Raw genomic sequence first — 25,396 nt, 5'->3', positions numbered from 1 at the left:
GGCTCGATGAAGACGGTCTTGCGCTCTGCCTTGTTCGCCGCCGCCGTGCTGTTTTCCATCACCGGCCATGCCGCGGATGCAAGCGCGTCCGCCTGCCAGGCTGACTTGAAACAGCTGGTGGTACCTGGCCTGAAAACAGCCATGAACAAGAGCGACATCGCTGCGGAAATCGCCGAGAACGACCACGGCGTTTACAAAGTGAGACTGTCTGTCGGAGCCGACAATCCCGACAAACAAGTGTCCATCGGCTGGGTGGTTCTGGATACCAACAAAAATAGTGTCTACGACATCACCAACGATGATGAGCATCTCGAAAAAATAGATGTCGATAAGGCGAAGTACCAGAGTTTCGTCCAGCGCTGCCTCAGCAGTAAAAACAAAGATGCCGCCGAGACCACCGCGAACACACTTCTGCCGTTTGTCTTTGATACTTACTATCAATGCACCACCGGCTCAGGCAAAGACAGCCAATGTAACGACCGTTTTCATGCCTACCCGATAAGTGACCTGAGCAGTGACTTGAAAGTACAGATCGATACAAGCATGGACACCGTCTTCTTTCTGCCGGCCCTGCATGACTTGAAAGTCATTCTCGCGGGCAGAACGGAAACCGACGTCAATGTCTATGAACTCTATGTATTCAAGGGCAACCAGCGGGTATCAAAGCAGCTGCTGGGCAAAATGGACGACTCATCCATCGTCAGCTTTGACATCAGCAAGAATTATTTGATTACCACCTACGAACGACAGGGAACCGCTCAAAGCAAGATCAGCAAGGTGACCCATTTAAAGCTCGATGACAGCGGTCAGTTCATCAGCTGCTCGAATGCCAATCCAAGCTGTAAATAGTGGCGCCAAGGGTAGCCAACGGCCACTGCCTCGCATCACCGCGCTTCCCACCCATTCTTCAACCTTCATTCCAAGCCAAAGACCATGAAAGCTTCCGACGTCAAGAAAGGCAACGTAGTTGAACACGACGGCACCGTTTACCAGGTGCGTGACATTGAGCGCAGTTCGCCATCGGCGCGCGGTGGCAATGTCACTTATCGCTTCACCTTGTACTCGATCCCGGCCGGGCGCAAGTTCGATCTCAGCATGCGCGCCGATGACGACCTGAAGGAAATGGAGCTGGTGCGCCGCGCCGCTAATTTCTCCTACATGGACGATGGTGCTTTTGTCTTCATGGATGCCGAGGATTACACCCAGTACCTGCTGGCACCCGAGTTAGTGGGTGACAACAGCGGCTACATCGTCGAGGGCGTGGAAGGCTATTACGTGCAAGTGATCGACGATGCACCCGTTGGTTTGCAGGTGCCAAACAGCGTGGTGCTTACGGTGGTCGATACCGCACCCGAAATGAAGGGCTCCAGCGCCACCAAGCGGACCAAGCCCGCCAAGCTCAATACCGGTGTCGAGATCCAGGTGCCCGAGTACATCAGCAACGATGAAAAGGTGTGGGTAAACACGGTGACTGGCGAGTTTGCCGGACGCGCGTAATCGTTCACCAGCTGCCGCCATAGATATGGCGGCCATACTTGGCTTATGGATAACACATGCCCATCGCTACCCTGCTCCTTTCGAGCTTGCTCGCCGCTGCCAACAGCGCAGCCACCAACGTACCTGCAAGCGGCGATATCGATCGTTTTGTCGCGTCGAGTGAAACCTGCTTTCACTGGCGGCGCGACAACAAGAATGCTTCGACGGCAGCCATCGAAGCGGCCATTCATGACGCCTGCGCCGCACTGCCACAGCGACTCACCGAGCTACGCACAGCCCATGCCGCCGATACTGCCGCGGTGCAACGGTTAAGCGCCTATGACGCCCGCAGCGGTGAATCCCTCGCCCCCTGGCCCAAGGATATCGTCGCCCTGGGTGATCGCCTGGAGCACTGCGGATTTCTCGGCGGCGAGTTCGGCGGCGATGGTTCGACCGAGGACGCCCAGACCACGGGCAAGATGGTCAAGCTACGCTGCGGTGATCCGTTGACCAAGGATTTAAGCACCCTGCGCCGGCACTACCAGAATGACGCTCGGGTGAGCGCGCGTCTGCGCATGTACGACAAGGACGGCACTCCCATTCCGTTGATCCCGGAAGATCTGAACACCTATGAGGCGCAAAGCGCTAGCTGCGCCGAACCACACGTAAAGAGCCCGGCCTGCACGCAGTTGCCGGCACGCCTGAGCAAGCTCCTGGCGAAGTACCGTAACCCGAACACGCAATATCCGGAGCATTGTGTGTGGGATGAACTCCATTGCTACGACTCGACTACCGGCTTGCCGGTACAGATCAGCGAGCGCTGGGACGCCAGCATGACGCATGTTCTGAAAGACGCCAGCGGCAAACCACTGATCAACATCACCCCACGCGCGCCCTCGGCAGCCGAGGAGTAGTACCGCGGCAACCAAGCAATCAACGGCTTCCAGTCAGGCAAAAAAAAGCCCGCGGTAAACGCGGGCGAACCTCACCAGGAAGTGAAGTGGGTGACGGCTCGCCAAGCTTCTCGATAGCCGCGTCGCGCGCGATGCTGCGCAGTTCGGTCGGGCTACCTAGCTACTCTGCTCAACCATCAATACCGAAATCAGAGCCCGCTCGGGCCTAAGCCCTTGCTGACTCTTTACTGCGAATTTTGTTGACCATCGATTTGCTGACCGCCCATGGCCTCCAAGCCAGCGGGTTCGGCGCGTCATACGCCGAACCCGCCTCCCCCTGATCAAACACCGGCGTGATTGACCAGTGCGGCGCATCCATTCACCACAGCCCATCCCTGTGCCACTGGGGTTGCTGGTCCTCGCAACACCCTTCCTGAACCCCGTCCTGCACCGAATTCGGGTTAACCGACTCTTGCCAGAGCCGGTGGACGAAACGCCACCGTATCGAGCATTTCTTCGGTCGCCTGTGATTGCGCCAGCTGATAACTCCAGAACTGCCCCCATAGATCGCAGTAGCGCAGGCACAGTGCCTGCACCCGCGGATACTGATCGGGCGTCAACGCCTGGGTAAGAATCAGCCACAAATCATTTTCGTGATCGTCGTCGGCCGCTTCGGCCATGGTGTCGTCGCTGACGCCATGCACGAAGTAATAACCATCGCTGACATCGATGCCCAACGCGCGCGTTGCTTCACGCAAGGGAGGGCTGAAAAGAATCACCTCCTCTTCGGCGGCAGCCAGCAGCACCACGACGTCGATATAGCTACCGTAGCTATGCTCAAGATACTCACGCACACTTTGCGATGACTGACTCGGCACATAAGACTTACGCGCCTGCTGGGTCACTTCGTAATCGTCCAGCACACGCTCGAATAGCGGATAGTGCGCATAGGCTGGATTGCCGCGGTAGTAACCGTCGACATCCAGGCCAGGGCGAAAACCGAACTCGTCCAGATCATTCAAGGTCAGCAAGAAACGCGGCACCAGCTTGGCACCCGGATGCAGGCGCGGCTCCAGTTGACGGCTTTGCAATTGCGCGGCCAACAAGGCATCGGTGAATACCTGCACGATCGCATGGCGGTATTCTCCAACGAGCCGCCGTTAAGCACGCTGATGGCGGGATGCTTGGCAATCGGATGCTCGGCGATCAATTGCCGTAGATTCTCAACAAACGCTGCATTCCGTTGCCACAAGTCTTCAGGAAGACTTGCTCGCATGGCGTTAACCGCCTTCTTGCGAGGTTGATCCAGATCCGCCATCAAAGAAGGCATGGCTGTTTCCCCCCTTGTTCACAGTGCTCACTACACCGGACTACAAAACCAAACGTTTGGTTTTTTACCAAACAAATTTGAGGATGTAAAGCAATCCATTAATAGCTAGAGCAGATTGCGAACTGCATCACAACATCGCCGCAAAGTGTCTTCGTCATCAACAATTTGCAGCCAGATCACCGCGCCCTCGATTTTTGCCAGTGCGTCGGCACTCAGACGCATCGCCTCATCCTTGCCGTAACGAGGCGCCAGCAACTCTGCCAGCACGCTCTGCCAGCGCAAGAAAAAACGCTGAATAATCTCGCGCGCGTCTTTGCTCTCTTGCAAGGCATCCGGCCACAGATGCACCAAGGCACAAACACGGTGCTCGATGTAATAGCTCTCTACGGCGTCGACCATCGCGCCCAGGCGGTCTTTCTCACTGATGTCGGTACGCAGCGCCGGCGCAAAAACTTCATCCTCGAACAGCTCGATAACGTGGCCGATGACCTCGACCAACAGGTGCTCTTTGTTCGCAAAATGATGATAAATGCTGCCTTTTAACAAGCCGCTGGCGCGACCAATGTCTGCCATCGACGTGCGCTTGTAGCCCTTGTTGCGGAACAGCGACAGCGACACCTTAATCAAGTGAGATGAATCGGTTTTCATGCGGGTATTCCAGGTAGGTCTGCTGAGATCCATGACGATTCAAGCCTGTCTCGTGTCAACAAGGCGCAATAGCGCCATCACAAAGCCAGGGCTCTCGGCCGTCACCAGCACGGTGGTCGTACTCTACCGGGATTTTCAATGGCTCGGATTTAGATCTCCATACGGCTTACTGCCTATGCCAACTACGTCCGCTTCGATGCCACAGCAAATCGGCTTTTTGCGGTGGCAAATCCGCCCCCTGACGGGCATTGCCGGAATCTGCGACATGGCCGCGCCGACGAGGTATGCAGGGTGGCTGAACGCGGGTCGCAAAACACACTGAAACAGTTCGCTGTGAAAGCCATCTGGATTTCCAGACAACTTCAGCCTGGCTCAGGCAGAATCGCTCGATTGTCAGGAACGACCGTTTAGGAGCGAGCGAAATCCCATGCCAGCCAGCGGCTACTCGCTACGCGCCACGGTTGTAGAAAGCCTCACCAAGATCAAACGCCCAGACGTGCCGCTGCGCGTCGTACTGCGAAATACCGCTGCTGTGGTGCTACCCCTGGGCATAGGCCTGGCCAGCGGTCACACCGAGATTGGCCTGGGTGTGGCTGCCGGTGCGCTGGACACGATGTTTTCCGATCAGCCCGGGCCTTATCGCCAGCGCATGTGGCAATTGATATTGGCGTCGCTGGCGGCTGGCCTGGCTTCCTTATGCGGTTTTTTGATTGGCGATCAGCTGTTGCCCATGCTCATCGCCACCGCCGCGTTCGGTTTTTTTGGCGGTTTGCTGGTGGTGTTTGGCGTCGATATCGCCCGCGTCGGCATGACCAGCATGATTCTGCTGGTGGTTACCGCAGCCTCGCCGACATCATTACTTGGGGCGATCAGCGGGGCATTGCTGATCTTCAGCGGCGGCCTGTTGCTTACACTGTTTTCGGTCGCGGCGTGGCCGCTGCAGCGTTATCGGCCGGAGCGGCATGCGCTGGCCGGCGTCTATCGAGGGCTGTCATCGCTGGCCCGGCAGCAGGCGCATGACGATGCCGATATCCCGGCACTGACCGATGCCATGACCGGCCTGCAGCACACCCTGCTCGGGCGTCACCACGCCCGCGGCCGGGCCATGGAGGCCTTCGGCGTGTTGCTGGAGCTGGCCGAGCGGATTCGGCTTGAGCTCACCGCCATGGCCGAACTCCGGGCGAACCCGACCATCCACACCATGTTTCGTAACGACGCCGCGCGCGTGCTGGCGGCGATTGCCGATGCACTGGAGCTGGGCGATTCGCCGCTGCAGGCCGAACGTGCGCTGCAAACCTTGCAGGCCAGTGAAAACGCGCTGCTTGGCGATGGTGGCGGAGCCGACGGTTTGGCCACGCATATCCACGCCCTTTCCGGCCAGCTCGCGGCGGCCGTGCGCAATGCCAACTGGGCCGGCAGCCGCGGCGAACTACGCGCCGATGCCGCCGAAACCCCACTGCCGGCCGCACTGCGCAGTAATTCGGCCCTGGCCACGTTGCGCGCCAACCTTACCCCTCAATCTGTAGCCTTCCGGCACGCGGTGCGCAGCGCGGTTTGCCTGAGTGCCGCGTTACTGGCCGCGCACCAACTGAAGCTAGAGCACGGCTACTGGATACCCATGACCGCAGCCATCGTGCTGCGCCCAGATTTCGCCGCCACCTTTAATTTTGGTCTGCTGCGGGTGGTCGGCACCGTGCTCGGCCTGATCCTGACCACCGCCCTGCTGCATTTCATGCCGCATGAGCCTTACGGCCAACTAGCCTTGATGGGCGTGCTGTGCATGGCGTTTCGCTACCTCGCCACAGCCCATTACGGCATCGCCGTGGCGGCACTGACCGGCACGGTGGTTATCTTTCTTTCGTTCGTCGGTGTGAACTCCAGCGACGCCGTACTCGATCGCGTCATCAACACCGCGCTAGGCAGCGGCATGGCCTTGTTGGCCTATGTGCTATGGCCTACCTGGGAGCGCGGCCGCGCGCGCGCCGCACTGGCCAACATGCTGGCGGCTTATGCCAACTATCTGCGCGCGTTGAGCCGGCCCGATCAAGCCGATGCCCACCGTGAGGCCCGCACGGCGGCGCGTACCGCCCGCACCAATGCCCAGGCCTCGCTGGATCGGATGCGTGCCGAACCTGCCACGCCGACCGAGTTGATGGACCTTGCCAACGCGCTGTTCACCAATGGCAATCGCCTGGCCCGCACGGCGATGACCCTGGAGGCCCTGGTCGGCGATCACGACACCGTCCCCGAGCAAGCCGAGATCAACAGTTTTGTCGAGCACGTGGCCGCCGCCCTGCATGCGACCGCCGACGCCTTGCGCGAGCATCGCACCACGCAAGCCCTGCCAGATCTGCGGGCGCTACAGCGCAGCCTGAGCACCCTGCTGAGCATGGCTGAAAACAAACAAACCGCCGACTTGCTCGGGCGGATCAGCGACCGCCTGGTCGATAACGTGAATACCCTGGCCCATATCGTGGACCGCGCCCAGCAGAAAACGCTTACAGCGGCCTAGCCGCCGGCCTGCTTCGCAAGAGCGCCTGGCTGGCCCAATCCCAGTACCAAACAGCTGTTCGTGGACGATCACGACCAACCCTGCCCGCCTCGCCAAAAACCGTGCCCCCAGACAACGGCCCTGGCAGCTCTTGCTGCCGGCCCCGTGCCGGCGTGCCATGGCGACGCCATTCGGCGGAAGTTCTACACTGCGCAGATGCTAAAAATCGACACCCACGCGCACATCCTGCCCCGCGACTGGCCGAATCTCGCGGTCAAATTCAACGACGAGCGTTTTCCGGTGATGACCCATACCGACGGTCATCACCGGATTTACAAGGACGGCAAATTCTTTCGAGAAGTATGGGATTCCGCTTTCGATCCACAGCACCGCATCGACGACTACGCACGCTTCGATGTCGATGTGCAGGTGATTTCTACCGTGCCGGTACTGTTCTCGTATTGGGCACCGGGCTACCAAGCGCTGGAACTGCACCGGCATTTGAACGATCACGCCGCCAGCCTGTGCCGTGACTACCCGCGTCATTACGCCGGGATCGGCACTGTGCCGCTGCAATCGCCCGAACTGGCCATTCGCGAACTGGAACGCTGCATCGACGAGCTCGGTCTGCAAGGCGTGCAAATAGGCTCGCACTGCAACGACTGGAATCTCGATGCACCTGAGCTGTTTCCGTTCTTCGAGGCCGCAGCCGATCTTGGCGCTGCAGTGCTGGTGCACCCCTGGGACATGATGGGCGCGCCAAGCATGCCCAAATACTGGTTGCCCTGGCTGGTCGGTATGCCTGCCGAACAATCGCGCGCCGCCTGCTGCCTGGTGTTCGGCGGGGTGTTGGAACGGTTGCCGAAGCTGCGCGTAATGATGGCCCACGGCGGCGGCAGCTTCCCATGGACCATTGGCCGCATCGAGCATGGTTTTCGCATGCGTCCCGACCTGGTCGCTACCGACAATCCACGCAACCCGCGCGAGTATCTCAAACGGCTTTACTTCGACTCCTGCGTACACGACCCGCAAGCGTTGCGTTACTTGCTGGATGTGACCGGCGTCGACCGTGTGATGCTTGGTACCGACTATCCTTTCCCGCTGGGCGAGCAACACCCTGGCAGCGGTATCGAGGCCCTGGGCCTGGATGACAACAGCCGTGCCCGGCTGTTTCACGGCACCGCGCTGGAATGGCTTGGACTGCCGCAGCAACGCTTTTCACCCTGATCGACCATCCACCGTTCAACACACTGTCCCCGGAGTAGGCATGAGCTTCTTGCGCAATACCGTCCTGACTGGCCTGCTACTGGTAGGCAGCCTCCACGCAACCGATGTCAGCATGGCCAGTGGCAGCGTCAGCTTCAGCACGCCCGATCAATGGGTTGGCATCATGGAGACTCAGGGTGACCCCGAAGTACGCGTATTCCAGGTACCTGACCCGTCCCCGACCGCCGCTACCAGCCTGGCTCGGGTCACCGTTACGGTGAAACAGGCCAGCGACGTCAAGGCGTTTCAGCAATACATGACCAGCGCGACGGAAAAAGCCAAAGGGCTGGCCGGCTATCAGGCTGCCGCCAGCACGGCGCCCAATAGCTACTCGTATACCGCGCAAGAAAACGGCGCACAGTTCAGCTACAGCGAACGCTATTGGTTCAAGGACAATCATGCGATCCAGCTGCGTTGCGTGCGCCCTGCGCAAAGCCAGGCCGGCCCGGCCTGGAAAACAGCCTTCGACCAAGGCTGTGACGCCATCGCCGCACGCCTGAAGTAACGCCGTCTGCCGTCCCCCTGCTTGTGTCAGCCACGCTGAAGAAGCAGCGAACATGACGGTAAACGCCAGCTGCTCAGCCTCTCCCTCTTAGCGGGAGAGGAGCAATCCGCTCCGCTTGAGAACTTGCCGATGTCTTTCCCTTACGAAGCCACCCTCGCCTGGGCTCAAGCCCAGGATGCCGCCGATCCGTTGCGCGCATTCCGCGACGAGTTCCTGATCCCTCCGCATGATGGACGTGACGGCTACTATTTCTGCGGCAACTCGCTGGGCCTGCAACCGCGTGCGGTGCGTGCAGCGATCAGCGTCGAACTGGATAGCTGGGGCGAGCTAGCCGTGGAAGGCCATTTCAAGAGCGAACTGCCGTGGCTGGATTATCACGAATTTGTCCGTGATGACCTCGCCCTGGTGGTCGGTGCCAAGCCCGCCGAAGTGGTTGCCATGAATACGCTGGGCGTGAACCTGCACCTGATGATGGTGAGTTTTTATCGCCCCAGCGCCGAGCGGCACGCCATCCTGATCGAGGGCGGCGCATTTCCCACCGATCGTTATGCGGTGGAATCGCAAATCCGCTTTCACGGCTATGACCCGGCCAGCTCGCTGATCGAGCTGGAAGGCGATGAAGCCAACGGCACGATCTCGATGCAGGCGATCGAACGTACGCTCGCCGAGCATGGCTCACGCATTGCCCTGGTCATGTTGCCTGGGGTGCAATACCGCAGCGGCCAGGTCTTCGATCTCAAGGCGATCGCCGAGCTCGCCCATCGCCACGGTTGCCGGGTTGGTTTTGACCTCGCTCATGCGGTGGGCAACGTGCCACTACAACTGCACGATAGCGGTGCGGACTTTGCTATCTGGTGCAGCTACAAATACCTCAATGCCGGCCCCGGCGCGGTTGCCGGCGCCTTCGTACACGAGCGCCACGCTAACGCCGCGTTGCCGCGTTTCGCGGGCTGGTGGGGCCACGACAAAAGCAGCCGTTTCCAGATGGGTCCGCAATTCGTGCCCATCCCCGGCGCCGACGGCTGGCAGCTGTCCAATCCACCGATTCTCGCCTTGGTGCCATTACGGGTATCGCTGGAAATTTTCCGGCGTGCCGGCATGCAGCGCTTGCGCGAGAAGTCGCTCAAGCTCACCGGCTACCTGGATTGGCTGGTGCGTACGCAACTGGCTGACGTGCTGGACATTGTGACGCCCAGCGAACCGTCTCGCCGCGGCTCCCAGCTATCGATTCGCGTTAGCGGCGGCCGCGAGCGCGGCCGTGATCTGTTCGAATATCTGATGCAGCACGGCATCGTTGGCGATTGGCGCGAGCCCGATGTGATCCGTATTTCACCGGCGCCGCTATATAACCGCTACAGCGACTGCATCGCCTTCATCGAGGCCGTCTCGCGCTGGCATGGCTGACTCTATCGAGCGCGAACGTTCGTCTTATCGCTGCGCTCGGTAAACAGCAAGTACTGCCGCTGAAACGACGCGTTACCCCTCTTGCTGCACACTTTGCGGGTGGCGCACCTGCCCTGCGCCACGCACCACAAAGCGCTCCACTGTCAAAGCCTCGGCCCCCATCGGGCCGTAGGCGTGTAAACGCGTGGTGGAGATGCCGATTTCCGCGCCCAGCCCCAGCTCGCCACCGTCGGAAAAACGCGACGAGGCGTTGACCATCACCACGGCTGAGCGAATCGCCCGCACAAAACGTTCCGCGATGGCTTCGTCGCGAGTCGCGATGACCTCGGTATGGTCCGAGCCATAGCGACGGATATGCGCCAGCGCGGCGTCCAGATCATCGACCACGCGCACGGCGAGAATCAGATCGAGATACTCCGCTGCGTAGTCGGCCTCCTCAGCCGGCGTGAGTGCGGGCAGCAGCTGGCGCGTACGCTCGCAGCCGCGCAGCTCGACCTGACGTCGCCCCAACGCCGTAGCGGCGCGCGGTAAAAAGTCGGCGGCAATATCCTTGTGCACCAACAGCGTTTCCAGCGCATTGCAGACACCCGGGCGCGAAGCCTTGCCGTCGACCAAGAGATTCAAGGCCAGTGCGATATCCGCGGCGCGGTCGACATAGAGATGACAAACGCCTTTGTAGTGTTTGATCACCGGCACGCGCGCATGTTCGGTGACAAAGCGGATCAGCCCCTCACCGCCACGCGGTATGGCCAGGTCGACTATATCGCTGAGCTGCAACAACTCGATCATCGTCTCGCGACTGGGGTCAGCGACCAGGGTGACGGCGGCGGCAGGCATCCCGTGAGCCTCAAGCGCCTGCTGCAGCGCCGCGGCAATCGCCGCGTTGGAATGCCGCGCTTCGGAACCGCCACGCAAAATCACGCCGTTGCCGGCCATCAGGCATAACGCGGCGGCATCTGCCGTGACATTGGGGCGAGCTTCGTAAATCATCGCCACCACCCCCAAAGGCACCCGCACACGCGCCACTGACAAACCATTAGGCCGCGTCTCGCGGCGAGTCACCACGCCGACTGGATCAGGCAAGACCGCGACCTCGCGCAGCGAGACCGCAATCGCAGCAACTCGCTGCGGGTCCAGTCGCAGACGGTCGAGCAACGCAGCTTGCACACCCTTGGCATCGGCCTGCTGCATATCCAAGGCATTCGCGGCGAGCACGGCAGTGCATTGCGCTTGCAAGGCATCGGCCATCGACAGCAACAGCTGTCGCTTCGCCGACGTATCCAGCTCGGCGACGACTTGCGCCGCATCGCGACAAGCCAATGCCTGTACGCGGATAGAGTCCATCGGTGCTGCGCTCATCAGCCTGCCTCCACTCAAACCACGACCAGATCGTCGCGATGTACGACCTCGACCCCATAGCTATAGCCCAGCTGCGCTTCGATCTCGCGGCTATGTCGACCGGCCAGGCGGCGCACATCGGCGACGCTGTATTGGCATAGCCCACGCGCCACTGATCGATGCTCGGCATCGACGATTTCCACCATGTCTCCACGCTGGAATTCACCCTCGGTACCGAGGATGCCACCGGGTAGCAGCGAGGCACGGCCACCTGCCAGAGCATCCGCCGCGCCGGCATCCACGCGAATTCGTCCCGGCGCCGCCGGCGCATGACGCAACCAGTATTTACGCGCCTGCATGCGGCTGCTGGAGGCATCGATCAAGGTGCCGTGTAACTGGCCCTGCGCCAAAGCCCGCACCGTAGCAGCGTGGCCGCCATGGAACAGAGCGGTGGGAATACCGGCAGCACCGGCTTTGCTGGCCGCCTCCAGCTTGGTGCGCATGCCACCGGTGCGGTGTCAATGCGGAGACATGAGCGATCGGCTGCGCGGTGGATTCGCGCCGCGGGTCTGCGCTGTACAGCGCATCGATATCCGAGGCGATCAGCAATAAGTCCGCATCGACCAGCGCCGCGACAATAGCGGCGAGATTATCGTTGTCACCCAGTTTCAACTCATCTACCGCCACCGTGTCGTTCTCGTTGATGACTGGCAACACGTCCAGCAGCAATAGCTCACGCAGCGTGGCACGTGCGTTGAGATAGCGGCGGCGATTGCGCAAATCGTCATGGGTCAGCAGCACCTGCGCGACCGGCCGCTCCGACAGGCTTTGCCACAGCGCAATCATCGGCGCCTGGCCGAGCGCAGCCAGCGCTTGCCGTGCAGCCATATCGCCGCTCGCCGGCTGGCGTTCACGCATCAACGCCAGCCCCGCCGCCACCGCTCCGGAAGACACCAGCACCACCTGCCGGCCTTGCGCATGGCTGCTGGTAATGAACGCAGCCAAGGCCTGCGCGTGCCGTGAGGTGAGGCCACCGCCGTCCGCGGCGAGCAAATTGCTGCCCACCTTGAGCACGGCACGGCGCCAGCTCGGCAGTGCAGATGCGGGTAAGCGCGGCTCGTTTGCTAGGTGGCCTGGCGTGGTCATCTCAGTTCAACTGTCGAGTTGGCGCAAACGCGCCGTGAGTTCATCCAGTCGCAGATCATGGCCGGCGCCAGGCGATACCCGCGCCGCAAGACTGCTCTCGGGTGTACGCCCCTGGCCGGCGTTGTTGGCAGCCTCGGCGGCGGCACGGTAGGCATCGCGAAAAGGCACACCCGCCGCCGCCTGCTCAATCGCCACATCGGTGGCGTACATCGCCGGCTCGATCGCCGCGCGCATCGGTGCCTCGTTCCATTGCATGCGTGCCAATAGATCCGGTACCAGCTCCAATGCCGCCAAACCATGACGGCAACCATGAAACAACGAACCTTTGGAGAACTGCAGATCACGCTGATAACCCGAAGGCAGCGACAGCAATTGCTCGATCTCCGTGCGCGCCGCCGCCACGCTGGCATAACTGGCGCGGAGCAGCTCCACTACGTCCGGGTTACGCTTGTTCGGCATGATCGAACTACCGGTGGTGTACTCCGACGGCAAGCTGACGAAGTTGAATTCCGCGGTAGTGAACAAGGACAAATCCCAGGCCAGCCGACGCAGGTCGAGCAAGGCACCGGCAATGGCCTCAAGCACGGCCATTTCAAATTTGCCGCGGGACAGCTGGGCATAAATCGGCGAAATCTGCATGCGCGAGAAACCCAGCGCCGCGGTGGTGTGCTCACGATCCAGCTTCATGTTCACACCGTAACCCGCCGCAGTGCCCAGCGGGTTGGCATCGATTAGCGCGGCGGTCTGACGCGCGCGCAGTACGTTGTCGATAAAGCCCTCGGCGAAGCCGGCAAACCACATGCCGGTGGATGACACCACCGCACGCTGCAAATGGGTGTACCCCGGCAATGGCAGCGCCGGCTGCGCCGCGCGCTGCAGGCAGACCTCGGCAATCGCGCGGCAATGCGTTTCCAGTGCCGCCAGCTGGTCCTTCAGCCACAACCGTGTCGCCACCAGAATCTGGTCGTTGCGGCTACGGCCGGTATGAACTCGACGCCCGGCATCGCCAAGACGTTCGGTAAGCCGTGCCTCGATCGCCGAGTGGCCGTCTTCGTAGCGTTCGTCCAAAACGAAATCACCGCTGCGGAAATCGACCGCCAGCATATCCAGCTCACGCTTCAATGCCACCGCCTCATCAGCGCTCACCACACCGATATGGGCCAAGCCCTCGACATGCGCCTTGCTGGCGGTGATGTCATGCAGAAAAAATTCACGATCGAGCAGCACATCGTCGCCGGCCAGAAATTTCATGATGCGGGCATCGATCTTGATATTGGCTTTCTGCCATAGCGGCTGAGTCATTTCTATGTCCTGCAAAGTTGGTTCAGAGCCCAGGCTGGGGGCAAAAGGTGTAAATAGTGGCCATGACTGCGCTCAATCACGCGCAGCATGTACCTATAACGCATGTACCTATAACAACCGGGCTAGCGCAACGTCGATGGGAAGCGTCTCGCGCAGCCCATTCGCGCGTCGCTTCAATTCAATCTTGCCGTTTTTCAGCTCACGGGTGCCGACGATCAACTGCCAAGGCAGGCCGATCAAATCCATCTGCATGAACTTGCCGCCAGCACGCTCCTGGGTATCGTCGTAAAGCACATCGATACCCGCCTGGGCCAACTTGGAGTAGATCTGCTCGCAAGCTGCATCGGTTTGTTCATCGCCTTGCTGCAGGTTGATCAAGCCGACCTGGAACGGCGCCACGGCATCGGGCCAGACGATGCCGTGCTCGTCGTGACAAGCTTCGATGATGGCGCCGAGCAAACGCGATACACCCACCCCGTAGCAACCGCCATGAATCGGTCGATCGACCCCGTCGGGGCCGGTCACCAGCGCTTTCATGGGCTCGGAGTACTTGGTACCGAAATAAAAGATCTGCCCCACTTCGATACCGCGCGTGCGCAATTGCCGCTCAAGCGGCACCTCGCGCTCGAAACGTGCAATGTCGTGCACGTCTTCGGTGGCGGCATAAGGCTTGCTCCAAGGGTCGATCAACGCACTCAGATCGCCATCGAAGTCGACATCCGCAGCGGGAGCTTTCAGCCCAAGCAGGCTTCGATCGCAAAACACCGTGGATTCACCGGTATCAGCCAGGACAATGAACTCATGCGGTGAGACCCATGCGCGAAAACATCCGCAGATAGGCAACAAACATCCGCTGATAAGAACGCCGCGCGCCGGCTTCGTCCAGGTCGAACGAATAGGCGTCCTTCATTAGAAACTCGCGCCCGCGCAGCACCCCGAAGCGTGGCCGCAATTCATCGCGGAACTTCCATTGCAGCTGATAAAGGTTCAAGGGCAAATCGCGATACGAATGAACATGGGCGCGAAAGATACCCGTCACCATTTCCTCATTGGTCGGCCCATACAGCAACTCGCGTTGATGACGGTCGCGGATGCGCAGCATCTCGGGCCCGTAGGCATCGTAACGGCCGCTTTCACGCCATAGATCGGCGAGTTGCAGTGTCGGCATCAGCAGCTCGACCGCCCCTGCGCGGTGCATCTCTTCGCGCACGATACGTTCAACTCGCCTAAGCACCTGTAAGCCCAGCGGCAGCCATGCATAAATGCCTGCAGCCTCTTGTCGGATCATGCCCGCACGCAACATCAGTCGGTGCGAGCTGATCTGCGCTTCGCTAGGAGTCTCTTTGAGAGTGGGCAGCAGATATCGTGAAAGGCGCATGACGTAGCTCGTTGTGTATTAAGTAGGTAGCTCCAGTGAATGACATACCGATAAGCGTCACGGTCGCGGAATGGCTGTCCATTCATCGCAACCCAGCAGCAGATTGATGTTCTGGATGGCCTGGGTCGCAGCGCCCTTGAGCAGGTTGTCCAGCGTCGCCACCACCACGACGCGTTTGCCATCGGCCGACAGCGCGAAACCGCCGATGTCGACATGGTGTTTGTTGGCAATCTGACTGACCCAGGGCGCTTCATCCAGTACGCGTACCAGCGGCTCGTTGTCGTAGCTGGCGTGGAAGCGCTGAATCACCTCTTCGCGCTTAAGCGGGCGCGCCAGATAGAGATTGGTGGTTACCGTCAGGCCACGGAAATGCGGGGCGACATGCGGCATGAACTCCACCGGCAAGCCCAGATGTCGACTGGCTTCTTTCTCATGCATATGCCCGGTAAGCGCATACGGCATCAGGTTGTCGCGCAGTTTTTCCGGATCGTTCTTGTCCGAGGGCGTGGTGCCCGCACCGGAGTAGCCGGAGACGCCAAAACAGACCGGCGGCGCGGCCAGCAGATCTTTCAGTGGGGCAATCGACAATTGCATGGCGGTGGCATAGCAGCCGGGATTGCTGATGTGTTTCTGCCCCCGCCAGCGCTGACGAGTCAGCTCCGGCAAGCCGTAATACCAGCGTTCGTCAAAGCGATAATCCGCCGACAAATCGAGGATTATCGTGTCCGGCCTGGCCTGGTCGAGCGCGTCCACATAGGGCGCCGCCTTGCCATTGGGCAGCGCCAGAATCACCACATCAGCGCCCTGCGATGCCACGCCAGCGGGGTCCAGGCTGGCGTAACGCAGCTCGCTGGCATAGCCATCGATATGCTCGGCAACGCGTTGCCCATCCAGCTCGCGGGATGAGACGAAAATGAGTTCCAGCGCCGGATGTGCCGCAATCAGCCGAATCAGCTCGGCACCGGTATGGCCACGCGCGCCGACGATGCCGATGGTTTTTTTCTGGTCTGCCATGAGAGTTCACTCTATGCGGTGCGGCCCCCTCCCTGTTCGCACCGGGAGGGGGTGCTGCTTTAATCGATCAAGGTCGGCTGCCGTGTTGCGCAATGCGCTACACAGCGGGCGATGGTGTCGAAGTCGTTCAGGCCATACCAGAACACCTTCCAGTGCTCTTGCTTGAAACAGCCGTCGGACTCGGCGTAATAAAACGGGTTGACCGGATTGCCATGGCGCGAACGCCAGAATAGCTGCGGATTCTCGTCGCGCATGACCTGCCACACCGCACGCCCCAGACCTTCGCCCTGCGCATCGTCGAGCACGGCGAACTTATCCAGATAAGCCAGCCCGTGTTCTTCGGTGAGAATCATCGCCGCGCGATAGTTTTCGCTGACATAGATGCGATAGGGCTTGGTGCGCTCGAAATAGTCGGGCAGCAAGGTACGGCCAAAACTCGATTCGATCAGGCCACGCATGCGCTCACAGTCGATGCCGTCCCACGACGTCACGCGCAGCACTTTCTCGCCACGCCGCACCATGGTACCCGAGCCCTTATGGGTGAAAAGCTCTTTCGCCAGCTCCGACGGACGGGTGATCGATACCGAGGAGGTCAACGGCAAATCGGCCAGCAGATCGGCGATCTGTTCGATCTTCAGGCGCATGCCGCCGTTGATCCACGGCTGCGTCATCAAATGCTCGAACTCGGTGCTGAGATTGATCGAATCGATCACCTTACCCTTGTCGTCGAGCAAACCACCGGTACCGGTCAGAAAGACAATCTTGTAAGGCTGCAACACCCGTACCAATTCATTGGCGGCGAAGTCGGCGTTGATATTGAGAATCTGCCCTTCTTCGGTTTCACCCAGGCTGGCAATCACCGGGATCGAGCCGGCGCGAAGGCTGGCCTCGATCGGCGCCAGATTGATGCTGGCCACCTTGCCCACCAAACCATAGATATCGCGATCGAGATAAACCGAGGTAAATACGCCCGAGGGCACCGAGGTCGCACGCGTATCCATCGATTGCAGGGCCTCCACCAGGCGCAGATTCTGCTCCTGGAATACCTTGCGCACGATAGCCAGAGCCTTGGGCGAAGTAACACGCAAGCCGTTGACGGTTTGCTTTTCGATACCGGCGCCGGACAGCTCTTCATCCAGCTGCGGCCCCGCACCATGCAGCACGATCGGGGTCAAGCCGACCTGCTGCAAAAATGTCAGTGACGAGGTCAACGCAGGCAGGTCGTCGCGCAGCACCGCACCGCCGACCTTGACCACGGCAAAGCGCTTCGCATCCAGCTGCGAGAAACGTTTCAGATACTGCTGAATTTCCTTCGTGCTGCCCATGCTCGAAAGCAAGCGCACGATGGTCTTACGGGTGTGCTTATGCGCTTCCACGATCGATGATCCGGTAAATGGTTTCTGCGTAATGCTGCAACTGACTCAATGCCACCCACTCGTCGGCACTATGCGCCTGGGCGATATCGCCAGGGCCATAGACAAACGAGGTGTAGCCGGCTGCGGAAAACAGCGCCGACTCGGTCCAGAAATCCACCGCATTGCCCACCGGGATACCCAACTCGTCGGCGAGGTCACGCGCGGCGAGACGACGGGCCTCGGCGGTCGCCGTGTCGCCAGCCGGCAAGGAGTCGCCACGAAAGGTTTCGCCAAACTCCACCGGCTGCGGCTCGACCAGGGTACGGAAGGTTTCCAGCATGCGATCGGCATCCATCGACGGCAGCGGACGGAAGCCGAAACGCACATCGGCAGTCGGCGCGATCACATTGGCTTTGATACCGCCCTCGACCTTGCCGATATTGAAGCGCAGGCCGGTCAGCCCACCGAAGCGCTCATGCGACTGCTTCGCCACATAGCCAAGCGCCGCGGTGCCCCAATGCATAGCCTGATGCAGTGCGTTATCGGCTGGCTGTTGTTCGCCCGAGGCGTGCCCGGCACGGCCCTTGAAACGCATTTGCACCGAATGGATGCCACGGTGCGCCAGCACCGCCTCGCCCCTGGTCGGCTCGGCCACGATGATGGCCTCGTAGACAGGCTTGTCCTTCAAGAAGCCGTCGATGCAACGAGCATCGTTGGCCTCTTCGTCGGTGGACAGCAGCAGGGCCATATCACCGCTGGTGGCATTGGCAACAGCAACCAGCGCCGCCGCCGCGCCCTTGATATCGCAAGAGCCCAGGCCAATCGCGCGATCCTCGGTCACCCGCAACGTGTGCGGATCGGCCGACCAATGTGGCGAGTCGGGCACGGTATCCAGATGCACGTTGAACAGATACTTCGGCTGTCCGCGCACGGCGTATAAGTTCACTGCGCCAGCGCCAAAATCGGTCACCGTCACCGCGAAACCCGGCAGATTCGCGCGCAGGTAGTCGAAGATGCCGCCGGTATTAATCTCGCGCGGCGGATTACGCGTGTCGTAGCCAACCAACGCGCGCAAATGCTTAAGGGTTTCGTCCAGTAAAGAGCTCATGAAGTCCGTCTTATGGTTTCTTGATCATTCCGTTCATCGTCGGTCGGTGACCGCGTAGATGTCCGGCACGTAAATTTCCATCAGCGAGGCTGGCCGCTGCGGTGGGGTGAATCCGTACTGCGCATACAGCGCGTGCGCATCCGCCGTGGCCAGGGTAAAACGCCGCAACCCTTGCAACCCCGGATGCTTCATCACCGCCTGCACTACCTGCTTGCCGTATCCGTGGCCGCGATGCTCGGGAAGCACGAATACATCGACCAGGTTGGCGAAGGTGGCGTAATCGGTAATCACTCGTGCAAACGCTACCTGCGCCACGCCGCGAAAGCCGCCGAAGCACAGCGAGTGCTCGATCGACTTGCGCACCCGCTCAAGCGAAATCCCCTGCGCCCAGCTCGAACGGGTCGACAGAAAATCGTGAATCAAGGCGAGGTCAAGCTCGCTCTGCTCCGTACTGATGCGCAAATCGTCGCTCATAGGTTTACCTGTTCACCGATTGATTTCAGCCCACAGCGTGCTGCTCATGCCGTACAGGCGAATAAAACCTTCGGCCTCGGCTACCCCCCAGTCGGCGGCCTGCGCGTAAGTGGCGCCCTTGGCATTGAGGATATGCGGCGAACGGATCTCCACGGCGTTGACGACGCCACCGCTGGTTTCCAGCACGACTTCGCCATTGACGCAACGCTGGCTGGCCGCCAGGAAAGCCTCCAGGTCGGTCTTCAGCGGATCATGGAAAAAGCCCTCGTAGACCAGCTCGACCCATTTGCGTGCCACTTCGGGCTTGAAGCGATTCTGCTGTTTGCTCAGCACAGCCTCTTCCAGCGCGCGGTGCGCGGCAAGCAGGGCGAACAGACCCGGTGCCTCATACACGATGCGTCCCTTCAGGCCGATGGTGGTGTCGCCGGTATACATGCCGCGACCTACACCGTACTGGGCGAACAAACCATTGAGTTTTGCCAATAGCTTATGGCCGGCGATCTTTTCGCCATCCAAGGCCACCGCCTCGCCATGCTCGAACTTCAACGTGACGCGTAGCGTTTCAGACGGCCATTCGGCGCGCGGCTTGCACCAGCCACGCGAACCCTCGCCCGGCGCTTGCCAGCGATCGATCTCGCCACCAGACAAGGTAACGCCAAGCAGATTTTCATTGATGGTGTAGGCCTTTTGCTTCGCGCGAACACCAAAACCACGGTCTTCCAGATACTTCTGCTCGTAGGCGCGGACTTCGGTGTGTTCTTTTTGGATTTCGCGAATCGGCGCGACGATTTCGTAATCGCCCAGGGCCTTCACCGCCAGGTCAAAACGTACCTGGTCATTGCCCATGCCGGTGCAGCCATGCGCAATCGCCTTGGTACCGATTTCCGCGGCGCGAGCCAGCGCGGCTTCGACGATCAGATAACGATCGGAAACCAGCAACGGATACTGTCCCTGATAGCCCTCGCCTGCCTGGATGAACGGCTTGACGAAGCCCGCCCAGATCGCCGGACCACCATCGACCGTGACATGCGAAGCCACACCGAGCTCGGCGGCACGCTGTTCGATGAAGGCGCGCTCTTGCGCATCGACGCCACCGGTATCGGCGAATACGGTGTGCACGGCCCAGCCGCGCTCTTGTAGATAAGGCACGCAGAAACTGGTGTCGAGACCGCCGGAAAAGGCGAGAACAATAGCTTTGCTCATGGGTTTATCGGTCCTGAAATAGAAAAACGGTCATACGGATTCAACCTCGATGCGCGGCTCACAGCGCACCGGAAAATTCACCGATCGGGCAAGAAAACAAGCGTGATGTGCATCGTCATGAACGGCCACGGCCTTGGCCGGGTCGCTAGCCGCAGTCACCGTCACGAGCGGTCGCAGCACGACTTCGCTGAACTGGCCACCCTGTGCCCCGATGCTCAGCGTGCCCACCGCCGCGTCGGCATAAGCCGTCACCACGACCCCGGCCACCGCTGCCAGATGCAGGTACCAAAGCATGTGGCAGCTGGATAGCGCAGCGACCATTAAATCTTCGGGATTGTGCTTCGATGCATCGCCACGAAATGCCGCATCCGATGAACCTGCAATCGTCGGCTTACCGGCAACGTGAATCTCATGCTCGCGGCCATAACCTTGATAGCTATGCGTGCCGGTGCCGTGGTTGCCAGTCCACACCACGTCGACAGCGTAACTATGTTGTTCAATCGTCATGTCTGAAGCTTCTCCATGGTAGTCATCATCTGGGCTAACTCGGCGTCGCGATGATCGGCACGCTGATGCAGCCCCTGGATTACCCCGGCGCGATTAGACGCGGGATGGTTTTGGCTCAATTTGAATTTGCCTTCGATACGCTCGATCGCGATTTCGAGGCCGACAATCGCGCCAAGCATCTGGTCGACATGATCGGCCGGTGCATCACTCACTCGCCACGGCGCAGGCTGCCCCAGCTCATGACGGTCGGTCAGTGTTTGCAGCAAACGGCGCAGCCAATCCTTGTCTTTGACGACACGCAGGCGACCATAAACATGTGCCACGGCGTAATTCCAGGTGGGCACCTCGCGCCCGGTCTCATGCTTACTGGGGTACCAATTCGGGCTGATATAGCCGTCCGGCCCCTGAAAGATCACCCGCACTTCGGCTCCATCCATGTCCGCCAGCTCATTGCCACGCGCGACATGTCCATGCAGCAACGCGTCACCGACCAGTTCGAAAGGCAGGTGATTGATCGCAAGCCCCGATACCGGATGGGTCGTTACCAGCGTCGCGAACGGATAGCTGTGCAACAAGTCGCGCAAAACCTGGTTGCGCGTTTCCTTGAAGTGGCGTGGCGTATACATGTGATTTCTCGGCAGCCGGGCTTAGCGACCAGCCATCAGCGAAGCCATGACCGCCTTCTGCACATGCAGGCGGTTCTCGGCTTCATCGATAGCGATGCAGGCAGGCGAATCCATCACCGCGTCGGTCGCCTTGATGTTCCTGCGCAACGGCAAGCAATGACTGAATAGCCCTTGGTTGGTCAGCGCCATCTTCGCTTCGTCCACGATGAAGTGCTTATGCGCTTCGCGGATCGGCTTCTCCTGCTCCCAACGACCGAAGAACGGCAGCGCACCCCAGCTCTTCGCATAGACCACCTCGGCGCCGCTATAGGCGTCTTCGATGTTGTGACTGACCTTGAGCGAACCGCCGTTGTCTTTGGCGTTCTGGCAGCCATAAGCCATGTAGCGTTCGTCCAGCACGTAATCCGGCGTTGGGCAAAGCAAGGTGACGTCCATGCCCAGCTTGGTCGCGATCAACAAGGCGGAATTGGCCACCGCGGTGTTCAAGGGTTTGGGATGGTAAGTCCAGGTAAGCACGTACTTGCGGTTTTGCAGCTTGCCCAGATGCTCCTTCATCGCCAGGGCGTGAGCCAATTCCTGGCAAGGATGAGTGATCGTTTCCATGTTGATGACCGGCACCGTGGCGTACTGCGCGAACGCCTTGATGACTTTGTCCTGGCGGTCGACCGCCCAATCCTGAAACTTCGGGAATGCGCGTACCGCGATCAAATCCACATAGCGCGACAGCACTCGCGCTACCTCGGCGATATGCTCTTCGGTATCGCCATCCATCACGCTGCCGACCTCGAACTCGATCGGCCATGCATCCTTGCCCGGCGCCAAGACGATGGCATGGCCGCCCAGGTGGAAGGCGCCCAGCTCGAAACTGGTGCGCGTACGCATCGATGGATTGAAGAACAACAGCGCAATCGACTTGCCCGCCAGTTGTTGGCCGCGTGGCGAGCGTTTGAACGCAGCAGCCTGCTCCAGCAGCGCCTCGATCTCGGTGCGGCTGTAGTCCTGCGTGGTTAGAAAATGGCGAAGAGTCATAACTGCTCCAAATCCGTAAACAAAAAAACCCGGCACAAGGCCGGGTTTTTAGTCGATTCACATGAAACGTGCGCGACAGCCTACCCGGCCAGATGTCGGACCAGCGGTCGGCGAGCACGCGACGTCATACCTGCGGCCATGCGGGCGCTGGTAAGCACAGTAGCGGTATAGACGGCTGCGGACATGAGAATTCCGGGCAAGTAAGCGCGCATCATGACGGGATTTTGGTTGCCGTGCAACTGCGGGCGGCGGGGGCCAAACCGCCCATAGCAAACCGCCGCCCGAAGGCGGCGGAGATGATCAATCGGCAGGGCCTACGCTGACTCTGACCCGCAGCCGCTCGCCGGGATCGTAGTTGAGCCGCGAAACATAGACCTCGCCGTGATAGCGATATTCCACGTCATAACCCATGATTCGGCGCTGCTCGCTGACCGAGCTGACCTGCCGGCACCGGGTTTCGGTGCTTTCGTATTCGCCGCCGCCCGTGCGGGTAGCGCTATTGCCGACGGCGCCACCCACTACTGCGCCAGCCACCGTGGCCGCCGTGCGACCACCGCCCCTACCCACCGTGCTGCCTAAGACACCGCCCACCACGGCACCCAGGATGGTGCCTGCCGTGCTGCCACTGCCCGAGTCGCTGTGCACAACTTGCTGGTCGTAGCACTCCTGCCGCGGCACCTCGGTGCGTGCCACGCCATAGATGGGGTCCACGCGCAGCACGTCGGCCCAACCATAGTGGGCATTACTGTCGACGTTCGAATAGCGCGCATCCTGCGCGAACGCGCTGCTGACGGTCGTCAGGGCCAGTATCAGCGCGGGGAAAAACAGCTTGGTCATTACGACCTCCGATCGGGGGCATGCATCACGCTTTTCAGCGCCATGAGTGATTCCAACAAATTGACACTGAATCGAGGCTTAGAATGCCCGTAACCCTGTGACAATACTTACATCTTGTTAAGATGCCAGGCTGGCCCGTGCTCACCCTCCGGCCTTATCTCTGCCGCGGATTTTCCATCGATGCCGATTTCGCTCTACAACAGCCTGACACGCCGTACCGAGGTCTTTACCCCGCTCGATCCGCAACGAGTGACCATGTATGTCTGCGGGCCCACGGTCTATAACTACGTACATATCGGCAACGCGCGCGGCCCGGTGGTTTTTGACGTGTTGGCCCGGCTGCTGCGCCGGCATTACCCGCAGGTGATCTACGCCCGCAACATCACCGACGTGGAAGACAAGATCAACGCCGCGGCCAAGCAAGAAGGCGTGCCGATCAGCACCATCACCGACCGCTATACCAAGGCCTACCACGCGGACATGGCCGGCCTTGGCGTCGCCCCGCCCGATCTCGAACCCCATGCCACGGCGCATATCGACGAGATCATCGCGATGAACGAAGCGCTGATCGCCAAGGGGCATGCCTACGCTGCCCAAGGCCATGTGCTGTTTCAGGTGGATTCCTTTCCGGCCTATGGCGCGCTCTCGGGCCGCGATACCGAGGAGTTGATCGCCGGCGCCCGGGTGGAAGTCGCCCCCTACAAGAACAACCCCGGCGACTTCGTGTTGTGGAAGCCATCCACGCCTGACCTGCCCGGCTGGGACAGCCCCTGGGGCCGTGGCCGGCCAGGCTGGCACATCGAATGCTCAGCCATGTGCTCGGCGCAATTGGGCGAGACCATCGATATCCACGCCGGTGGCGTCGACCTGCTGTTCCCACATCACGAAAACGAGATTGCCCAATCCACCTGCGCTCACGGTGGCAAAACCTTCGCACGCTGGTGGATGCACAACGGCATGCTGACCTTCGACGGCCGCAAGATGTCCAAATCGCTGGGCAATGTGCTGTTGATTCAGGAGCTACTCAAGCAGCATCCTGCCGAATCGCTACGCCTGGTCTTGCTGCGCGGACATTACCGCCAGCCGCTGGACTGGTCAGATGCCGCCATCACCCAGGCGACCAGCACACTGGATGGCTGGTATCGCGTACTGCGTGACTTGGCCGAGATCGAGGTGGAACATCCGCTGCCGGTGCCCGGCCGCACCGAGGCAGCGCTCTGCGACGACCTCAACACCCCGCAGGCGCTCGCCGAGCTCTCGCAATTGGCCGACGCCGCCCGCCAGGCTGGCGATGCACAAGCCCAGCGTGAAGCCAAAGCCATGCTGCTTGGCGCCGGCGCCTTGCTCGGCCTGTTACAGCAAGATCCTGAGGCATGGTTTAAACAAACCGGCGCCATCGACATTGACGAGGCGCGCATTGAGGCCTTGCTGGATCAACGCCGCCATGCCCGCGCCACGCGCGACTTCAAGCGCGCGGATGAAATCCGCGATGAGCTTAGCGCCCTGGGCATTGTTATCGAAGATGGCGCGCAGGGCACACGCTGGAGCGTGCTGAAAAGCTGATATGCCGGCAAAACGCGCGATAATCCGTACATGAACGCTACCGCCCCACTAAGCACTGAGCAGGCTCAGGAAGACATCATCGAAGAATTCGCCTTTTTCGGCGATTGGACCGAGCGCTACCAGTACCTGATCGACCTGGGCAAGAAATTGCCCGCCTTCCCTGAAGCACTGAAGACCGAAGAACACCGCGTGCATGGCTGCCAGTCGATGGTGTGGCTGGTGCCGTGCGGGGATGACGCCGCGAAGCTGCACTTCATCGCAGCCAGCGACTCCGCCATCGTCTCGGGCCTGATTGCCTTGGTATTGCGCGTCTATTCGGATCGCTCGGCCGCGGAGATTCTTGCGACCGAACCGCGCTTCATCGAGGCGATTGGCCTGGCCAAGCACCTTTCGCCAACCCGTGCCAACGGACTCGCCGCCATGCTGGCCAAGTTGAAGGCCTACGCGGCGCAAGCATCCAGGTAAATGCCGCCGCAAACCCAGCTAAAACAAAACCCCGCACC

General features: G+C 60.5%; 24 protein-coding genes and 1 pseudogene. 9 read left to right on the top strand and 16 right to left on the bottom strand.

Annotation, left to right across the window (positions count from 1 at the left end):
* The first annotated feature begins 6 nt into the window (after positions 1-6).
* The 3 genes from OUZ52_RS03230 to OUZ52_RS03220 all read left to right on the top strand — a co-directional run bounded on the left by OUZ52_RS03230 (position 7) and on the right by OUZ52_RS03220 (position 2,390).
* Positions 7-849: a hypothetical protein gene (locus tag OUZ52_RS03230; RefSeq protein WP_266156861.1), complete on the top strand. Its 843-nt coding sequence runs from the start codon at positions 7-9 to the stop codon at positions 847-849.
* An 84-nt stretch (positions 850-933) separates the two neighbouring features.
* Positions 934-1,497: an elongation factor P-like protein EfpL gene (gene efpL, locus OUZ52_RS03225; RefSeq protein WP_266156859.1), complete on the top strand. Its 564-nt coding sequence runs from the start codon at positions 934-936 to the stop codon at positions 1,495-1,497.
* Between the two features lie 56 nt (positions 1,498-1,553).
* On the top strand, positions 1,554-2,390 hold the full coding sequence (locus OUZ52_RS03220; RefSeq protein ID WP_266156858.1) for a hypothetical protein: 837 nt from the start codon (positions 1,554-1,556) through the stop codon (positions 2,388-2,390).
* A gap of 440 nt (positions 2,391-2,830) precedes the next feature.
* Here OUZ52_RS03220 and OUZ52_RS03215 read toward each other — a convergent pair whose 3' ends face one another.
* Both OUZ52_RS03215 and OUZ52_RS03210 read right to left on the bottom strand, forming a co-directional pair.
* Positions 2,831-3,496, bottom strand: coding sequence for a hypothetical protein (locus tag OUZ52_RS03215; protein WP_266156857.1), 666 nt, complete (start codon positions 3,494-3,496; stop codon positions 2,831-2,833).
* Positions 3,497-3,804: 308 nt separating this feature from the next.
* Positions 3,805-4,347, bottom strand: coding sequence for a TetR/AcrR family transcriptional regulator (locus OUZ52_RS03210; protein WP_266156856.1), 543 nt, complete (start codon positions 4,345-4,347; stop codon positions 3,805-3,807).
* Between the two features lie 427 nt (positions 4,348-4,774).
* Here OUZ52_RS03210 and OUZ52_RS03205 point away from each other — a divergent pair, with 427 nt between their 5' ends.
* The 4 genes from OUZ52_RS03205 to kynU all read left to right on the top strand — a co-directional run bounded on the left by OUZ52_RS03205 (position 4,775) and on the right by kynU (position 10,013).
* Positions 4,775-6,859 carry an FUSC family protein gene (locus tag OUZ52_RS03205; RefSeq protein WP_266156855.1) on the top strand — a complete coding sequence of 695 codons (2,085 nt, stop codon included), beginning with the start codon at positions 4,775-4,777 and terminating at the stop codon, positions 6,857-6,859.
* A 195-nt stretch (positions 6,860-7,054) separates the two neighbouring features.
* Positions 7,055-8,065 carry an amidohydrolase family protein gene (locus OUZ52_RS03200; RefSeq protein ID WP_266156854.1) on the top strand — a complete coding sequence of 337 codons (1,011 nt, stop codon included), beginning with the start codon at positions 7,055-7,057 and terminating at the stop codon, positions 8,063-8,065.
* 40 nt (positions 8,066-8,105) lie between these two features.
* Positions 8,106-8,609 carry a hypothetical protein gene (locus OUZ52_RS03195; protein WP_266156853.1) on the top strand — a complete coding sequence of 168 codons (504 nt, stop codon included), beginning with the start codon at positions 8,106-8,108 and terminating at the stop codon, positions 8,607-8,609.
* A gap of 129 nt (positions 8,610-8,738) precedes the next feature.
* Entirely contained in the window at positions 8,739-10,013 is a 1,275-nt protein-coding gene (gene kynU, locus OUZ52_RS03190) for a kynureninase (RefSeq protein WP_266156852.1), read from the top strand.
* 72 nt (positions 10,014-10,085) lie between these two features.
* On the opposite strand, the gene OUZ52_RS03185 is transcribed toward kynU, so the two are convergent.
* The 14 genes and pseudogenes from OUZ52_RS03185 to OUZ52_RS03120 all read right to left on the bottom strand — a co-directional run bounded on the left by OUZ52_RS03185 (position 10,086) and on the right by OUZ52_RS03120 (position 23,330).
* On the bottom strand, positions 10,086-11,357 hold the full coding sequence (locus OUZ52_RS03185) for a glutamate-5-semialdehyde dehydrogenase (RefSeq protein WP_266156875.1): 1,272 nt from the start codon (positions 11,355-11,357) through the stop codon (positions 10,086-10,088).
* A 29-nt stretch (positions 11,358-11,386) separates the two neighbouring features.
* Positions 11,387-12,497, bottom strand: a pseudogene (gene proB, locus OUZ52_RS03180) (glutamate 5-kinase).
* Between the two features lie 6 nt (positions 12,498-12,503).
* On the bottom strand, positions 12,504-13,799 hold the full coding sequence (gene argH, locus OUZ52_RS03175; RefSeq protein ID WP_266156851.1) for an argininosuccinate lyase: 1,296 nt from the start codon (positions 13,797-13,799) through the stop codon (positions 12,504-12,506).
* A 108-nt stretch (positions 13,800-13,907) separates the two neighbouring features.
* On the bottom strand, positions 13,908-14,564 hold the full coding sequence (locus OUZ52_RS03170) for a His/Gly/Thr/Pro-type tRNA ligase C-terminal domain-containing protein (RefSeq protein WP_266156850.1): 657 nt from the start codon (positions 14,562-14,564) through the stop codon (positions 13,908-13,910).
* A gap of 34 nt (positions 14,565-14,598) precedes the next feature.
* On the bottom strand, positions 14,599-15,177 hold the full coding sequence (locus OUZ52_RS03165; protein ID WP_266156849.1) for an aminoacyl--tRNA ligase-related protein: 579 nt from the start codon (positions 15,175-15,177) through the stop codon (positions 14,599-14,601).
* A gap of 57 nt (positions 15,178-15,234) precedes the next feature.
* The gene (gene argC, locus OUZ52_RS03160) at positions 15,235-16,191 is read right to left on the bottom strand and encodes an N-acetyl-gamma-glutamyl-phosphate reductase (protein WP_266156848.1); all 957 of its coding nucleotides are present in this window, start codon (positions 16,189-16,191) and stop codon (positions 15,235-15,237) included.
* Between the two features lie 59 nt (positions 16,192-16,250).
* Positions 16,251-17,516, bottom strand: a complete 1,266-nt coding sequence (locus OUZ52_RS03155) for an acetylglutamate kinase (protein WP_266156874.1) — start codon at positions 17,514-17,516, stop codon at positions 16,251-16,253.
* Positions 17,517-17,553: 37 nt separating this feature from the next.
* A complete protein-coding gene (locus OUZ52_RS03150) occupies positions 17,554-18,654 on the bottom strand; it encodes an acetylornithine deacetylase (protein WP_266156846.1) in 1,101 nt (366 codons plus the stop codon).
* A gap of 33 nt (positions 18,655-18,687) precedes the next feature.
* Positions 18,688-19,128, bottom strand: a complete 441-nt coding sequence (locus OUZ52_RS03145; RefSeq protein ID WP_266156844.1) for a GNAT family N-acetyltransferase — start codon at positions 19,126-19,128, stop codon at positions 18,688-18,690.
* 12 nt (positions 19,129-19,140) lie between these two features.
* Positions 19,141-20,331, bottom strand: a complete 1,191-nt coding sequence (locus tag OUZ52_RS03140) for an argininosuccinate synthase (protein WP_266156843.1) — start codon at positions 20,329-20,331, stop codon at positions 19,141-19,143.
* A gap of 30 nt (positions 20,332-20,361) precedes the next feature.
* Entirely contained in the window at positions 20,362-20,838 is a 477-nt protein-coding gene (locus OUZ52_RS03135; protein WP_266156842.1) for an OsmC family protein, read from the bottom strand.
* Entirely contained in the window at positions 20,835-21,464 is a 630-nt protein-coding gene (locus OUZ52_RS03130) for an FMN-binding negative transcriptional regulator (protein WP_266156841.1), read from the bottom strand. The genes OUZ52_RS03135 and OUZ52_RS03130 overlap by 4 nt, the downstream gene beginning before the upstream one ends.
* A gap of 21 nt (positions 21,465-21,485) precedes the next feature.
* Entirely contained in the window at positions 21,486-22,493 is a 1,008-nt protein-coding gene (locus OUZ52_RS03125) for an N-acetylornithine carbamoyltransferase (protein ID WP_266156840.1), read from the bottom strand.
* A 300-nt stretch (positions 22,494-22,793) separates the two neighbouring features.
* Positions 22,794-23,330, bottom strand: coding sequence for a glycine zipper 2TM domain-containing protein (locus OUZ52_RS03120; RefSeq protein WP_266156839.1), 537 nt, complete (start codon positions 23,328-23,330; stop codon positions 22,794-22,796).
* Positions 23,331-23,510: 180 nt separating this feature from the next.
* Between OUZ52_RS03120 and cysS the strand changes: the two genes are divergently transcribed.
* Together cysS and OUZ52_RS03110 are read left to right on the top strand one after the other, a co-directional pair.
* Positions 23,511-24,893, top strand: a complete 1,383-nt coding sequence (cysS, locus tag OUZ52_RS03115; RefSeq protein WP_266156838.1) for a cysteine--tRNA ligase — start codon at positions 23,511-23,513, stop codon at positions 24,891-24,893.
* 30 nt (positions 24,894-24,923) lie between these two features.
* A complete protein-coding gene (locus OUZ52_RS03110; RefSeq protein WP_266156837.1) occupies positions 24,924-25,358 on the top strand; it encodes a SufE family protein in 435 nt (144 codons plus the stop codon).
* Positions 25,359-25,396 lie beyond the last annotated feature (38 nt).

The sequence above is a fragment of the Dyella silvatica genome (genome assembly GCF_026283955.1).
GTDB classification, from domain to species: Bacteria; Pseudomonadota; Gammaproteobacteria; order Xanthomonadales; family Rhodanobacteraceae; genus Dyella_C; species Dyella_C silvatica.
This window is presented reverse-complemented; position numbering and strand designations above follow the sequence as displayed.